Annotated in this window: 8 protein-coding genes and 2 pseudogenes; 4 read left to right on the top strand and 6 right to left on the bottom strand. The window is 60.3% G+C overall.

Annotated features, from left to right (window positions below; translation table 11 throughout):
* Nucleotides 1-60 precede the first annotated feature (60 nt).
* Both HT737_RS26905 and HT737_RS26900 read right to left on the bottom strand, forming a co-directional pair.
* Complete coding sequence (locus tag HT737_RS26905) at nucleotides 61-1,347, bottom strand: ATP-binding protein (RefSeq protein ID WP_182404344.1); 1,287 nt, start codon at nucleotides 1,345-1,347, stop codon at nucleotides 61-63.
* Nucleotides 1,348-2,055 carry a response regulator gene (locus HT737_RS26900; RefSeq protein WP_027613172.1) on the bottom strand — a complete coding sequence of 236 codons (708 nt, stop codon included), beginning with the start codon at nucleotides 2,053-2,055 and terminating at the stop codon, nucleotides 1,348-1,350.
* Nucleotides 2,056-2,355: 300 nt separating this feature from the next.
* On the opposite strand from HT737_RS26900, the gene HT737_RS26895 reads away from it, so the two are divergent.
* Nucleotides 2,356-2,841: a glutathione peroxidase gene (locus HT737_RS26895; protein ID WP_027613435.1), complete on the top strand. Its 486-nt coding sequence runs from the start codon at nucleotides 2,356-2,358 to the stop codon at nucleotides 2,839-2,841.
* Nucleotides 2,838-3,299 (top strand): MarR family winged helix-turn-helix transcriptional regulator, encoded by a 462-nt coding sequence (locus HT737_RS26890; RefSeq protein ID WP_095668667.1) that lies wholly within the window; start codon nucleotides 2,838-2,840, stop codon nucleotides 3,297-3,299. Before HT737_RS26895 ends, HT737_RS26890 begins: the two co-directional genes overlap by 4 nt.
* On the opposite strand, the gene HT737_RS26885 is transcribed toward HT737_RS26890, so the two are convergent.
* Nucleotides 3,283-5,604 (bottom strand): response regulator, encoded by a 2,322-nt coding sequence (locus HT737_RS26885; protein ID WP_095668668.1) that lies wholly within the window; start codon nucleotides 5,602-5,604, stop codon nucleotides 3,283-3,285. The two genes, HT737_RS26890 and HT737_RS26885, sit on opposite strands and share 17 nt — an antisense overlap.
* 165 nt (nucleotides 5,605-5,769) lie before the next feature.
* Between HT737_RS26885 and HT737_RS26880 the strand changes: the two genes are divergently transcribed.
* Both HT737_RS26880 and HT737_RS26875 read left to right on the top strand, forming a co-directional pair.
* Nucleotides 5,770-6,660 (top strand): ATP-binding protein, encoded by an 891-nt coding sequence (locus HT737_RS26880; RefSeq protein WP_047295439.1) that lies wholly within the window; start codon nucleotides 5,770-5,772, stop codon nucleotides 6,658-6,660.
* Nucleotides 6,657-7,139, top strand: a complete 483-nt coding sequence (locus HT737_RS26875; RefSeq protein ID WP_039770434.1) for a GAF domain-containing protein — start codon at nucleotides 6,657-6,659, stop codon at nucleotides 7,137-7,139. The genes HT737_RS26880 and HT737_RS26875 overlap by 4 nt, the downstream gene beginning before the upstream one ends.
* Here HT737_RS26875 and HT737_RS26870 read toward each other — a convergent pair whose 3' ends face one another.
* The 3 genes and pseudogenes from HT737_RS26870 to HT737_RS26860 all read right to left on the bottom strand — a co-directional run bounded on the left by HT737_RS26870 (nucleotide 7,140) and on the right by HT737_RS26860 (nucleotide 14,418).
* Nucleotides 7,140-10,088, bottom strand: coding sequence for an HD domain-containing phosphohydrolase (locus HT737_RS26870; protein WP_182404343.1), 2,949 nt, complete (start codon nucleotides 10,086-10,088; stop codon nucleotides 7,140-7,142).
* Nucleotides 10,089-10,136: 48 nt separating this feature from the next.
* A pseudogene (locus tag HT737_RS26865) lies at nucleotides 10,137-13,782 on the bottom strand (transporter substrate-binding domain-containing protein).
* A gap of 8 nt (nucleotides 13,783-13,790) precedes the next feature.
* Nucleotides 13,791-14,418: pseudogene (locus tag HT737_RS26860) on the bottom strand (response regulator).
* Nucleotides 14,419-14,671: the final 253 nt, after the last annotated feature.

Genomic DNA, 14,671 nt, shown 5'->3' with positions numbered 1-14,671 from the left:
GTACACAAAAACCTGTGGGAGCTGGCTTGCCAGCGATAGGGCTGGAACCGACAACGCAGATCAGTCCAGATGCGCCCAGGTCATCCGGAACGACGCCCCACCCCACACCGATTCCCCGACCTCGACCTGCCCGCCATGGGACTGCGACACCCGTCGCACCAACGCCAGGCCCAGCCCAAAGCCACCGGTACGCCGGTCGCGGCTGGCATCCAGTCGCGAGAACGGTTCGAAAATTTTCTCCCGGCCCTCCACTGGCACCCCCGGGCCATCGTCGTTGACCCGCACTTCGTAGTAATCGCCGCTGCGCACCAGCGTCACTTCGACTCGCTGCTCGGCATAACGAATGGCATTACGCAGCAGATTGATCACCGCCCGCGCCATGAACCGCGGCTCAATGCGCACGGTGTCGAGCCGGCAGTCACCAATCAGCAACTGCACCCCCGCCGCTTCCGCCTCCAGTGCAACGCTACCGACCACGCTGTCGAGCCAGTTGGCCGCTTGAATGTTTTCGCGCTTGATCACCGTCGCACCGCGTTCGAGGCTGGCGTAGGTCAGCAGTTCGGAGACCATTTCTTCCAGCTCGCCGAGGTCGGCGTACATGTCGGCGATCAGTTCGCGGTTCTGGTTGGCATCCGGCTGTTGCTTGAGTTGGTCGAGTTCAAACGACAGCCGTGCAATTGGCGTACGCAATTCGTGGGAGACCGCGTTGGTCAGCTCGCGCTGATTGGCGATCAGGCTCTCGATGCGCGCCGCCATCAGGTTGAAGTGTTCCGCCAGATCGCGGATGTTCGAGCGTTTCGACAGTTGAATGCGCACCGACAGATCGTTATCGCCAAAGCGCTCGGCGGCCAGACGCAGTTTTTCCAGATCGCGCCAGTGCGGGCGTACCCAGAAGAACAGGACGATGCCGATCAGCACCGCGAGCATCGCATAAGCCACCGCGATGTAGAACGGCATCAGGCTCGGCTCGGGCGGCAGCTTGATGCTGAGCAGTTGCGAGCCACCGTCGATGTTGCTGATGAACTGGGTGTAGTTGTCGCGGATCACCAACAGGTTTTGCGCCAGTTCGGCCTTCTCCTCGGTGCTGAGGTCCAGTTGATCGGCTTCGATCAGCTTCAGCGACAAGCCGTAGTGCGGGCGCAACGCTTCCAACTGCTGTTCTCGGGCCGCGCCTTGCTGATCGCGCATGTGCTCGACCAGTGACCACGCCTGCCCGCGCACCGCCTCACGGTTGTAGGCCTGCATCTGGTTGTCGAGCAACGCGTTGAAGGTGTGTTCGACAGTTTGCAGGGCCAGGACCAGGCCCACCGTCATCACCAGAAACAGCCCGAGGAATAACCGCAGCATCTACAGCTCCCACGCGAATGGATTGAACAGGTAACCCTTGCCCCACACGGTCTTGATGCACACCGGCTCACGGGGATTGTCCTTGAGTTTGTTGCGCAACTTGCTGATGTACACGTCGACGCTGCGATTGAGCCCGTCGAAGGCGATACCGCGCATGCGGTTGAGAATGTCATCGCGGGACAGGGTTTTGCCGGCGGCGCTGGCCAGCAGCCACAGCAGCTCGAATTCCATGGTGGTCATTTCGATGATCTCGCCAGCCAGCCGCACTTCGCGGCAGCTGCGGTCGATGCTCAAGCGGCCGAATTCCAGCGCACTGACCACGCCGGCCTCCGGCATCTGCCGACGCTGCAAGGCGCGTAGCCGGGCGAGTAATACCGGCGGCTTGATCGGCTTGATCACGTAATCGTCGGCGCCGGATTCCAGGCCGAGAATGTGGTCGAGGTCGTCTTCCTTGGCGGTGAGGATGACAATCGGCGTGTCCGACACGCTGCGAATTTCCCGGCACACGTGCAGCCCGCTCTGCCCCGGCAGCATCAGATCAAGCACCACCACTTTGGGCTGGAATTCGAGAAACGCGGCCACTGCCAGATCACCGCGATGCACCGCGCGCACCTCGTAGCCATGCTGCTCGAGAAAGTGCGCAATCAGCGTGGCCAGACGTTCATCGTCTTCGACCAGCAGGACTTTGCCAAAACCCAGGTTATCCATAACGACCGTCTGCCAACCCATGTGTGAAATGGTCGACAGTATGGCGGCAATCGTTCGCAAGGCGTTGTTTCGGGCAACAAAAACAGGCCGCAGGGGCCGGTTTTCGGTGATATTTCATACTCTTAAGAGTTTTTAACAAGTAGGAGCTGCCGAAGGTGCGATCTTTTGATTTTTTGAAACAAGATCAACAGATCGCAGCCTTCGGCAGCTCCTACATGATGGCAACTCAATTAATTAAATTGCACACAATTTAATTGCTCGCTATGTTTGGCCTTTGCCGATAACCCGTGGAGCCGTCTCATGAGCGACAACCTGCTGAATATTCCTGTCACCACCATCAAGGGTGAGCAAAAGACCCTGGCCGATTTCGCCGGCAAGGCCGTTCTGGTGGTCAATACCGCCAGCAAATGCGGCTTCACCCCGCAATACAAAGGCCTGGAAGAGCTGTGGCAGACCTACAAGGATCAGGGCCTGGTGGTGCTGGGGTTTCCGTGTAATCAGTTCGGCAAGCAGGAGCCAGGCAACGAGGGTGCGATCAGCGAGTTCTGCGAGCTGAATTACGGCGTGAGTTTCCCGCTGTTCAAGAAGATCGATGTCAACGGTTCTGATGCGCATCCACTGTTCGTGCAGTTGAAAAAACGCGCTCCGGGTCTGCTTGGCTCCGAGGGCATCAAGTGGAATTTCACCAAGTTCCTGATCGGCAAGGATGGGCAACTGGTCAAGCGTTTTGCCCCGACCACCAAGCCGCAGGACATCAGCGGCGAGATCGAAGCCCTGCTCAAATGAACAGCCTGCCCGACGATTCGCTGAAGCTCGACAGTCAGTTGTGCTTCAAGTTGTATGCCGCGTCCCGGGCGGTGATTCGCGCTTACAAGCCGATGCTCGATCAGCTCGGCCTGACGTACCCGCAGTACCTGGTGATGCTGGTGCTGTGGGAGTGGCAGGACAGAGCGCCGGAGCAACCGACGGTCAAGGCCCTGGGCGAGCGTCTGGCGCTGGACTCCGGCACTCTGACGCCGTTGCTCAAGCGGCTTGAGCAATTGCAGTGGGTGCAGCGCCAGCGTTCTGCGCGTGACGAGCGTGAAGTGCATCTAAGCCTGACCACCCAGGGCCAGGCGTTGCGCGAGCAGGTCGGGCCGCTCAAGGCCCGATTGTTGTGCGACAGCGGCGTGGATCTTGAACGGCTCAACGATTTGCGTAACGGTCTCGATCACTTGCTGGGGCAGATCAAAGCGCTGACGTAGTCGGAATCCACTGATCGAGCAGGGTCGCCAGCTCTTCGCGGCGGAACGGCTTGGCCAGGTAATCGCTCATGCCGGCGGCACGGCAGCGTTCGCGCTCTTCCGACATGGCGTTGGCGGTCAGCGCGACGATCGGCAGATGCGGCCAGCGCCCGCTCTGGCGAATCTGCCGGCTCGCCTCGTAGCCGTCCATCACCGGCATGTTGCAGTCCATCAGCACCAGGTCGAACTCATCGTGCTCCAGTTGATCCAGCGCTTCGGCACCGTGGGCGGCGACCACCACGTCGCAACCGAGCTTGCCGAGCATGCCTTTGGCCACCAACTGGTTGACCGGATTGTCCTCCACCAGCAGCACGCGTCCGCGGCGTTGAACCGGCTGGCTTTCGTGCTGCGCATCGTTGTTCGTGGTGATGTCTGCCAGCAGAATGCGCCGCAGGATCTGATACAGCGCGTTGCGTGCCAGTGGTCGGGCCTGTTGCTGCAATGGCGCCAGCGCTGCGGCCTCTTCGCTGGGCATGAAGCTGCCATAAGCGGTCACCACCAGGATCGGCGCGCTAAGGGTCGGGCGCAGACTGAACAGGCATTCCGGGCAATCGGTGATCAGCAGATCGGGTGACAGGCCCAGCAGCGGGTCGTCCATGGTGCGCTGTTCGTAAGTCACGCCCCACACCGGCAACAGCATCTTGAGCAGTTCGGCGAGGCCGCTGCTGGCCGCGGTGATCGCCAATACCTTGCCGTGCAGCGGTGGCGGCATGATCGCCCGGGTATGGCACGGCAGCGGCAGGTCGGCACAGAACTGACTGCCGAAACCGGCCTCGGAACTGATGGTCAGCCGACCCTGCATGGCTTCACAGAGGTTGTAGGTCAGCGCGAGGCCGAGACCGGTGCCGCCGTACTGCCGGGTGATACCGGCGCCCGCCTGGGTGAACGGCTGGAAGATTTTCACCTGGGCCTCCTGGGCGATGCCGATACCGGTGTCGCAGACTTCAATGCGCACCCCGTCGCCATGGGCCGACAGGCGCACATCAACCCGACCGAAGCGGGTGAACTTCAGGGCATTGGACAACAGGTTGCTGACGATCTGCCGCACCCGGGTCGGGTCTCCCAGCACCAGAGCGGGGAAGTGCGGATCGATCAGGCAGGTCAGTTCGACGCTCGGCGCGGCGTTCTGCGACAGCAGGTTGGCGGTATCCTCGATCAGCGAGCCGAGGTCGAACGGGATGTGCTCGAGCTCCAGTTGTCCGGCATCGAACTTGGACAGGTCGAGAATATCGTTGAGCAGCTCCACCAGCACCTTGCCCGAGTCATGGGCAATTGACAGCTGTTGCTGTTGTTCGGCATTCAGCGGGCCGTCAAGGGACAGGGCGATCATGCCCAGCAGACCGTTGAGCGGGGTGCGGATCTCGTGACTCATGTTGGCAAGGAACGCCGAGCGTGCTTCGGCCATGTCCAGTGCGGTGCTGCGGGCGATCTCCAGTTCTTCGTTGGACTGGCTGAGCCGGGTGTTGATCGCCTTGAGCTCGGCGGTGCGGGCCGAAACGATGTGCTCCAGCTGCCCGAGGTAGTCGGTCAGGCGGTTTTCGGCGTTGCGGCGCTGCTGGATTTCCGTGGCGATGTTTTCGAACTGCTGGTTGGCGACTTTGACCAGCACGCCGATCTCGTCATTGGCGTGTCCGGCCGGGCATTCCAGCGTTGTCGGTTCTGCACTGCGTGCGTCGCGCGCACTGAGTTCACGAATCAGCCGTACCAGTGGCTTGGTCAGCATCACGTAGAACAACGCCAGCAGGATCCCGGTGAGGATCAGGCTGCGGGCAAACCCGTTGAGCAGAGTGACTTCGGCGCGGCGCAGGAAACGGCTGCCGAACGCGTACGTGTCGACTTCAAGGCTGAGGATGCCCAATGATTCGTCAGGCAGGTGGTCGAGGTACAGACGGTCTTCGAACTGGCGTTTGGCGCCGAACAGGAAGTCGCTGATCACTCGATAGCCGCTTTGCAGCTCCGGGCGTTTGACGTTGGCCAGCACGTTGCCATTGTTGTCCGTCAGTTGCGCCGAGATGATCGCCGGCGAACGCAACAGCCCCAGGGTCAGTTCCTGCGCCAGTTCCGCGTCGATGTTGTAGGCGATCCGCGATGCCGGATTGTGGCTGATTTCCAGCAAAGACAGGATTTCACGGTTGATGGAGGCGTCTTCGCTGGCATAATCGATGCCGATTTGCAGCAGGCTGAGCAGCGTGCCCAGAATGAACCCGACCAGCACAGTGAATCTGGCTTGCTTGTAAGACAGCCGGTGGGTGAATTTGATATCCATGGGGTGTTGAACCACTTCCGTTTCCCTTCGCTGCTCAAGCATAGTCGATCATGTATGGATACCGAGGTTCCCGAATCGCCTTGTAACAAGGCCTGAGCGGGGATTGAGATCTGTCTGTCGTCGCTGTATCGACATCATCACTGTGAACGTGCCCGAGGAGAAGACGTGGATTCCCGATTGAATGCTTTTCTTGAACGCGCCGAGTCGGTTCTGGCGCGGATCGAACCCTTGCTGCCGGCGCCACGTCCGCTGATCGACTGGAATACTTGCCTGGCCGCGCGCTGGCAGCGAGACGGGCGTAGCGGATACTTGCTGCCGCTGGACGTCAGCCTCGACATGCGCCTGTCCGACCTGATCGGTGTTGACCGTCAACTGGAGCAACTGGGCCGCAACACCCAGCAGTTTCTCGACGGCATGCCGGCCAACCATGCGCTGCTCTGGGGTTCGCGCGGTACCGGTAAATCCTCGCTGGTGCGCGCGCTGCTGGCTGAACACGCCAAGGCCGGCCTGCGGTTGATCGAGATCGAACGCGATCATCTGGCCGACCTGCCGCGCGTGGTCGAGCAGATCGGCAAACTGCCACAGCGCTTCGTGCTGTTTTGCGATGACCTGTCGTTCGAATCCGGCGAAGGCGATTACCGCGTGCTGAAAAGCGTGCTCGACGGCTCGCTCGAGCAGGCCCCGGACAACGTTCTGCTGTACGCCACTTCCAATCGCCGCCATCTGGTGCCGGAGAAGGAAAGCGACAACGAAAACTGGAAGCGTGTCGACGGCGAGCTGCATCCGAGTGAGGCGGTGGAAGACAAGATCGCCTTGTCGGACCGTTTCGGTCTGTGGCTGTCGTTTTATCCGTTTACCCAGGAACACTTCCTCAATGTCGTCGAACACTGGATCGGCCAGTTGGCCGCCAAGGCTGGCCTGAGCTGGCAGCGCGACGAACAACTGGACATTCTCGCCGTGCGCTGGGCCACCGGGCGCGGCAATCGCAACGGACGTTGCGCGTACCAATTCGCCCGTTACTGGGTGGGTCTGAAATTGCTGGAGCACAAGGCATGATTGATTTGCAACAAAGCGGCCAGGGCCTCGAAGGCTACGGCATGTTGGCCGCACAACTGGAATCGCTGCTGGCGGACGAGCGCGATTTCATCGCGAATGCCGCGCAGTTTTCGGCGTTTCTGTTCAACCAGCTCGATGACTTGAACTGGGCGGGTTTCTACCTCAATCGCAATGAAGAGCTGGTGCTCGGTCCGTTCCAGGGCCAGATCGCTTGCGTGCGCATTCCGTTCGGGCGCGGCGTGTGTGGCGCCGCGGCGGCCAGTCTGCAGACTCAGCGTGTCGAGGATGTGCATGCCTTTCCCGGGCATATCGCTTGCGACAGCGCTTCCAACAGCGAGTTGGTAGTGCCGCTGGTCAAGGACGGTCGGTTGATCGGCGTACTCGATCTCGACAGCCCGAAACTGGCGCGTTTTGGCACCGACGATCAGGCAGGTATCGAGCAATTGGCGGCGATCTTCCTGCGTCTGACCGACTGCTGATCAGGCACTCAGGCCAGCCTTGCGCAGCAGGCTGGCCGGATCCACCGCATCGATCTGGCGCGGATCGAGAAACCGCGCAGCGTATTGCATGTAAACCCCGTCATTGATGAACAGCGCGAACAGCTCGGCGTCGATGTGCGCCTCGCGGCACATGGTGGCCATGATCGCCAAGGCCTCGCTCAGGGTTTTGGCTTTCTTGTACGGCCGATCCGCAGCCGTCAGCGCCTCGAAAATATCGGCAATCGCCATCATCCGTGCCGGCAGGCTCATGTCTTCGCGTTTCAGGCGCTTTGGATAGCCGCTGCCGTCCATTTTTTCGTGATGCCCGCCGGCGATTTCCGCGACGCTGTCCAGGTGCCCGGGGAAGGGCAGGTGGCTGAGCATCAGGATCGTCTGCACCATGTGGTGATTGATGATGTAGCGCTCTTCGCGGGTCAGGGTGCCCCGGGCAATGCTCAGGTTGTAGAGTTCGCCGCGATTGTATTTGTAACGCGGCACATCCAGTTTGAACCCCCACGGATTGTCTTCCGGAATCAGTTCACTCTCGGCGCGTTCGATCAGGTGTTCGGGCTTGTCCGCCAGCAGTGGCTCGCTGACTGGCAGCGTTGGCGCGGGCGTTTGCGCCTGACGGCGGTTTTCCTCCCATGACACCCCCAGGCGATCATCGAGGGTGCGCATCCAGCGCCGCTCGGCGATGTGCTCAAGGCGCTGCAGATCGGCGGGTGCCATGGCCTCGCCGCCCAGATTGCAGCGGGCAACAAAGGCAAAGTCATCGTCCAGTTGCGTCAGTGCGGCGTCACGCTGTTCGCTCAGTTGCGCCGCGTTGCCGCCGAGCGCCAGCGCCTGCCAATAACTGACCCAGGCATCGCGCTTGAGCACTTCGAAACGGGTGCGAATTTCGTGGATGCGATCGTTGAGGGTTTCCAGTTTGGTCGCCTTGTCGACGACATATTCGGGTGTGGTGACCTTGCCGCAATCGTGCAGCCAGGCCGCGATGTGCAGCGCTTCCCACTCGTCTTCGCTGGGTTGATAACGCTGAAATGCCGGTGCCTGGCTGGCGGCAGCGGCTTGCGCAAGCATCAAGGTCAATTCCGGCACACGCTGGCAGTGGCCGCCAGTGTAGGGGCTCTTGGCGTCGATGGCGCCGGCCAGTAACTGGATGAACGCATCGAGCAACTGCTTCTGTTTCGCTTGCAGACGCTGACTTTCAATACTCACCGCCGCCGCACCGGACACTGCTTGCAGGAAGGCAATGCGGTCCGGGCGCAGTTTTTCCAGATCCTGAGCGTTGCCGCTGTCGTTGATCAGCAGAATCAACAAGCCAATGGTCTCGTTGTGGCGGTTACGCAGGCGGATACCGATCAGGTGGATGCGCGGCGACTGCATGGCCAACAGGACGTTCTGCAAGTCTGCGGCCTGCTCGAAGCCGAGGCTGCTGACCACGTTGTCGGCGTGGATCAGTTGCTGAAACCACGCCGGGCCCTGATCTGCCAGCAGGTCCTGGCCGAGCACGTTGAACCCGCCCGGCTCCTGCGAAACACCGTCGATCACCAGTCCATAGGGTTCCATGCGGTTGCCGTCGCTTTCGCGCAGATAGATCAACCCTGCCTGGGCCTGGGCGATCTGCACCGTTTCGAACAGCACCCGTTGCAGCAGCGGGGCGAAGCGGGTTTCGGCGCTGAGGCTGTCGGTGATGCGGAAGAAGCTGGCGAGTGTGTCTTTCATGCGCGCCATCGACAGGCTCAACTGGTCGACCTCCAGCACCGGCGAGCGGCGGGTGACCGGAAAATTGAAATCGAAACTGCGGATCGCGTCGGCTTCCTTGACCAGCGCGTGCAACGGTTTGACCAGAATCCGCGAGATCAGCCAGCCCAGCGGCAGGCACAGCAGCAAGATCGCGAGGGTGATCAGCGCGCCTTGCCAGCGCATGCGGTAGGCGTCGGCCAGCAGTTCGTCCTCCGGCACCAGCAGGGCCATCTGCAAACCGTTCGGCCCACCTTCCTGCAGGTTGCTGCGGGCGACGATCCAGTGGCGCCCATTGACGTCGAGCCGTTTGCCCTGATGGTGGGGCGTGGACAGCAACGCGTGCAGGTTCGGGCTCAGGTCGGCGGCCTTGGCCAGGCGCGCGCTGCGGTCGTCGACAATCAGCCGGCGGCTATCGGGATAGGCCACCGCATTGCCATCGGCATCGAACAACACGATTTCGGTGGAGGGGGTGACGACATGCTTGAGCAAGGTGGCGGAAAGTGCTTCAAGGGTCAAATCGGCACCGATGACGGAGTCTGCGCTGCTGCGACGGGCGAGCGTGGTGCCCACATTGTGCGTGGAGAAAAATACATAGGGCTCGGTGGTGATCTGGTCACCCTGTTGCAGGGCGTTGATGTACCAGTTGCGGGTACGCGGGTCGTAGCGGTCGTCGGAATTGACGTCGCGCCCCACCGGCGCCAGTGTCTGATCGAAGAACAGTGACTGCGACGATACGGTGCCGCTGGCGTCGTGCTCGATGCTCCAGACCTGATAGACCGCGGTCGGCGGCGCCTTGAGCAGGGTTTTAAGGGCGTTGGTACGCAAGGGTCGAACCATGAAGAAGTCGCCGTTGCCGTACCCCATATACAGCGACGCGAGATCGTTGTTGTCCTTGAGTGACTGAGTGAACGGCTTGAGTAGCGCCAGACGCTGCTGCAGGTTCGAAGCGTCGGCTGCCTGATCGTTGGCCAGAAGGCTCAGCAGGTGCCGGATCGGTTCGTAAGTTGAATGCAGGTCCAGGCGCACGTCCTGTTCGATGCGATTGAACAGGTTTTCACTGCTCGACAGGATGATCCGGGTGGTCTGGCGATAATTGAACAACCCCAGCACAACGCCTGTCAGCAACAGCAGGAAGGTGAACATGACGCTGATGTGCACGTGCAACGGGAATCGGCGTTGATCCGGGCGCAGTGGGCTGGGCATTGCTGACTCTCCATTGAAGTAAACACACTGCTCAGCGTCCAAGCATAGTTAAGGCTCGCCCAGTGTGCCTTCTTCCAAAGGTTCCAGTTGTCGCTGCAATGCCTGCTCCAGTTCGACAATCGCTGCGTCGGTGGCCTCGGTGCAGCGCACGATGGTCGCCAGCGAGGTTGCCTGCAGGCAGGCTTGTTCCAGCGCATCGCAACAGGCGATCAGGCGCGAGGCCTGGGCGATCCGGGCGGCACCCTTGATCTTGTGTGCCACGACCGCCAAGGCTTCACGGTCATTGTGCGGGGCCAGGGCCAGAAGCTCCTCGCGATCCAGACGGCTACTCTTGAGCAGTTGCGTGAGCAGGCGCCGGGCTTGCTGCGGATTGCCACCGGTCAACTGATTCAGGCCCTGAAGATTGAACGCCGGCCCCGGCGCTGCCGGTCGCAACCCGTTGACCCAATGGTTCAGGGCGCTGAGGCTCAAGGGCTTGAACAGGCAGTCATTCATGCCAGCCTGTTTGCAGCGCTGCACCTCTTCGGGCTGAGCGTTGGCCGTGAAGCCCAGCACCGTACAAGGCGTGCGGCCAGTGCGCCGTTCCTGTTGGCGGATGGCCTCGGTCAGTTCATAGCCGTTCATCACTGGCATGTTGCAGTCGGCGATGACCAGGTCGAATTCGCCGGTCTGCCAGATTGCAAATGCGTTTCGCCCCTCTTCGGCAACACTGAAACGATGACCGAGGAATTCCAGCTGCTGGCACAGCAGCAGGCGATTGGCCGGATGGTCATCAACCACCAGAATGTTCAGCGGTGTCGCAGAGGGGGCGATTGGCTGCGCGGTTTTCGCGGCGGTGGCCTTGCACGGCAGCGTCTGCAACGGCAACGACAGGCAGACCTGGGTGCCGATCCCGGGCTGACTGCTCAGCTGCAGTTGACCGCCCATCATTTCACAGAGGTTACGGCTGATGACCAGCCCCAGTCCCGCACCACTTCGAGCCTGTTGCCGACCGCTGTCGGCCTGGGAAAACGGTTCGAACAGGCGTTGTTGATCTTCGGTGCTGATCCCGACTCCAGTGTCGTGAATGGTCAGTTGGATCAGGGAATACAGGCCCGCGTCATTGGGTCGTACGTCCAGCGCGATGCGCACCTGCCCGCGCTCGGTGAATTTGATGGCGTTGCTGATCAGGTTCGACAGGACTTGCTTGAAGCGCAACGGATCCAGCTCCACGTCGACGGCGAGTCCGGGAGGATTGACCGTCAGGGGCAAGGCGAGGTTTTTCTGACGGGCCAGGCCGTCGAAAATTCTGACCACTGACGCCACGGTTTCGACCAGATTGACCCGCTCGGGGCTCAGACTCAGGTGCCCGGACTCGATTCGTGCGATATCGAGGATGTCGCCGATCAGGCCCAACAGATCCTTGGCCGAACAGTAAGCGGTTTCGATGGATGAGCGATCCGGTGCCTGATCGCTCATGCGCTCGAGCGTCAGTTCGAGCATGCCGATGATGGCATTCATCGGCGTACGGATTTCGTGGCTCATGGTCGCCAGAAAGGTACTTTTGGCGCGATTGGCGTTGTCCGCCTGCTCCTTGGCCGTGCGCAGCTCATCGAACAATTGGCGACGTTCACTGATGTCGATCCAGCCACCGATGATCCCTTGTACTTCGCCGCTGGAGTCGCGGTACGGCAGGATCCAGTGATAGATCGTCAGGCGCCGGCCACCGATGTGCAGCGGACGGTCGAGCAGCAGCGGCGTCCCTTCGGCCACAACCCGTTGGTAATCCGCCTGGAAGGCCTGGGCTTCGAAGGCATTGCTCAGGGTGCCCTCCATGACACTCTTGCCGATCACGTCTTCGCGTTTGGCGTTGAAGGCTTCGAGATAGCTGTCGTTGCAGCTTTGCAGCAGACCCCGGCGGTCACGCACGTAGATCGGGTGAGGGGTGCCGTTGACCAGCGAGCGCATGAATTCGAACTGATCGTTGAGCGCGCGCTCGGCGGCCTGACGTTGCTTGATCTGGCGGCGCATGTAGGCGTTCCAGAGCAGTGACAGCAACAGCAACAGGCATGCCGCCCCGATCAGTTGGTAAAACAGGCGCTGGTATTGATGCCAGTTGCTTTGCGCGGCATTGGAGAAACCGCGCCAGCGGCTGTTGATGACGCCCAGTTCTTCGGGGCTGATGCTCAGCAGCGCTTTGTCGAGGATCGAGCTCAGCTCGCGGTTGTCACGCGCCGTGGCCAGCGAGAAGGCGGCCTGGCGAGTGCCCAGGGTCGTGGTGATCTGCAACTGATGTTCAAAGATCCGCGACGAGATCAGGTAATTGGCGATGACCAGTGAGGTGACCGCGCCATCGACCCTGCCTTCAGCGAGCAATGTCGCGGCGCCGAAGGTGTCCGAGGTTTCGGTCAGACGGATATCGGGAAACTCGCGGCGCAGATAATCGGTCATGGGGCTGCCTTGGGCAATCGCCAGGTATTTGCCCCTCAGCTGAGCCGGATGCGTCGGGCTGTCGGGGGGATTTTCGGGTCAGCAGGACAAAGGAGTTTTCCAGATAAGGGCGACTGAATTGCAGGGTTTTTTCCCGCTGCGGGCTGGGAAGCAGCGCCGCGATCAGATCGGCCCGATGCTGATTGATCTGCTCCACCATGTCGCCGTCGCTGCGGCTGCGCACCAGTTCGAAGCGCATGCCGGTGCGCAATCGCAGCAGCTCAAGCAGGTCTGCGGTAATGCCGCGCAGATTGCCATCGCTGTCGAAGAACGTCAGCGGGGCGAACGCTTCGTTCACCACCACACGCAGCACCGGATGCTGTTTGAGCCACTGCTCTTCATGATGGGTCAATTGCAGCTTCTGGTCGGTCAGCAGAATGTCGCTGCCGGCGCTCCAGCGCTTGGCGATGCTGTCCCGTTCACTGGTCGGTATGGCTTGTAGCACGGCGTTGATGATGGCCAGCAGTTGAGGGTTTTCGGCGTGTACGGCAAAACTGAAACCGTGGGCTTCCTGTTTGCCGAAATTGGCCATGCGGATGTTGTTGAGATAGCCCTTGTTGATCATGTAGTGGGTGGAAATGGTATCGCCCAGAAACACGTCGGCCTGATCAAACGCCACCGCGTTGATTGCGTTTTGATAGGACGGATAGGAGGTCAGGATGGCTTTCGGATACAGCGCCCGGACCTCGTCCTGGGGCAGATAGTGATAGACCATGCTCAGGCGTAGACCGGCCAGGCCCTGGGTGAGCGTGCGGGTTTCGTCCTCACGGGTGACCAGTACCGGCTGATCGATGGCGTAGGGCGTTGAAAGCAGGATATCCGCGTCACTGGCTTCGAAACCGTTGGCGGTACCGAGCATGTCGACCTGACCGGCTTTCAATGCGCGCAAGGCGGCTTCCCGTGAGGCAAAGCGCTGGACCCGCACTGGCAGTCCGCTGGCCTGTTCGAGGAGGCCGGCGTAATCAGCGGTAAATCCTTCGTAATCGCGACCGCTGGCCGTCATGTCGAACGGCGGATAATCCGGTGCGGAAGTGCCCAGTACCAGTTCGCTGCGAGTCTGCAGCCATTGTCGCTGCGCAGGCTCCAGTGTCACGGACAGTGCTTCATGACCCGAACGGCTGCGCAGCACATACTCTTGCGCCGTGATGAGGTCGGCATGGCTCTGAGTCGTCAGGCACAGGCTCGCGCACCAGAGGGCAAGATAGATCTTTAAACGACTGGGCATTCGGGCTCTCACACTAGTGCGTTGCGTTTGGCCATCTCGATAAGTTCCACCAGAGACCTGGCTTTCAGTTTCTGCATCAGGCGTTTTTTATAGGTGCTGACAGTCTTTGTTGCTGAGAAACATGCCTTTGGCAATTTCCTTGTTGGTGCGCCCTTGGGCAAATAACTGCAGAACCATGAGTTCCCGGTCATTGACGGACTTGAATAACTCCAGTTCGGCATAACGCACATCATCGCTGCGCACCGGATTCAATGCCTGGCTGGGGAAATAGTTGTAACCGGAAAGTACCGCCTTGATGGCGCTGACCAGTTCGCTCAAGTCTTCTTCCTTGCACACATAACCGGATGCGCCGGACTGCATGCAGCGAATGCCGAACAGGGTCGGGCATTGTGCAGTCAGCACCAGGGTCTTGAGGGGAGTCCCCATGGCGTTGAAACGGGCGAGGACTTCCAGGCCGTCGAGTTTGGGAATGCTGATATCAAGGATGATCAGGTCGGGCATGCATTCGCGGACCATCTGCATGGCATCGACCCCGTTATCGGTTTCGCCGACGACCTTGTAACCTTCATGCTCGAGCAGCATCCGAACGGCAAGCCGGATGACGGGGTGATCATCGACAATAAAAACGGAGTTCATAATCAAATCCCATACGTGCGCGAATAAAGCGCGCACCTTAGCTCAGATAAATGAGCGGCCGCATGAACTCCCACGGCTCTAGCAGCGATATAGGATAAGTCCTACACGCTAAAGGGAAATCGACTACGATCAAACTCAGTGTCGCGTAAGGAAGTGTTTAGGATATTTGTTTATCTGAATGTCTTAAGTTGCTCGTAGAGTATTGAACAAGCAGAGTTTGTCCGGTTTTTTTGAGTGTTAAACAAATGACACT

It is taken from the genome of Pseudomonas sp. MD195_PC81_125 (genome assembly GCF_014060985.1).
Taxonomy (GTDB): domain Bacteria; phylum Pseudomonadota; class Gammaproteobacteria; order Pseudomonadales; family Pseudomonadaceae; genus Aquipseudomonas; species Aquipseudomonas parakoreensis.
This window is presented reverse-complemented; position numbering and strand designations above follow the sequence as displayed.

What these genes read in the sequence shown, in the direction of transcription:
- HT737_RS26885 (WP_095668668.1), bottom strand. Translation starts at nt 5,604, where the DNA reads ATGGATATCAAATTCACCCACCGGCTGTCTTACAAGCAAGCCAGATTC.
- HT737_RS26900 (WP_027613172.1), bottom strand. Translation starts at nt 2,055, where the DNA reads ATGGATAACCTGGGTTTTGGCAAAGTCCTGCTGGTCGAAGACGATGAA.
- HT737_RS26870 (WP_182404343.1), bottom strand. Translation starts at nt 10,088, where the DNA reads ATGCCCAGCCCACTGCGCCCGGATCAACGCCGATTCCCGTTGCACGTG.
- HT737_RS26890 (WP_095668667.1), top strand. Translation starts at nt 2,838, where the DNA reads ATGAACAGCCTGCCCGACGATTCGCTGAAGCTCGACAGTCAGTTGTGC.
- HT737_RS26905 (WP_182404344.1), bottom strand. Translation starts at nt 1,347, where the DNA reads ATGCTGCGGTTATTCCTCGGGCTGTTTCTGGTGATGACGGTGGGCCTG.
- HT737_RS26895 (WP_027613435.1), top strand. Translation starts at nt 2,356, where the DNA reads ATGAGCGACAACCTGCTGAATATTCCTGTCACCACCATCAAGGGTGAG.
- HT737_RS26875 (WP_039770434.1), top strand. Translation starts at nt 6,657, where the DNA reads ATGATTGATTTGCAACAAAGCGGCCAGGGCCTCGAAGGCTACGGCATG.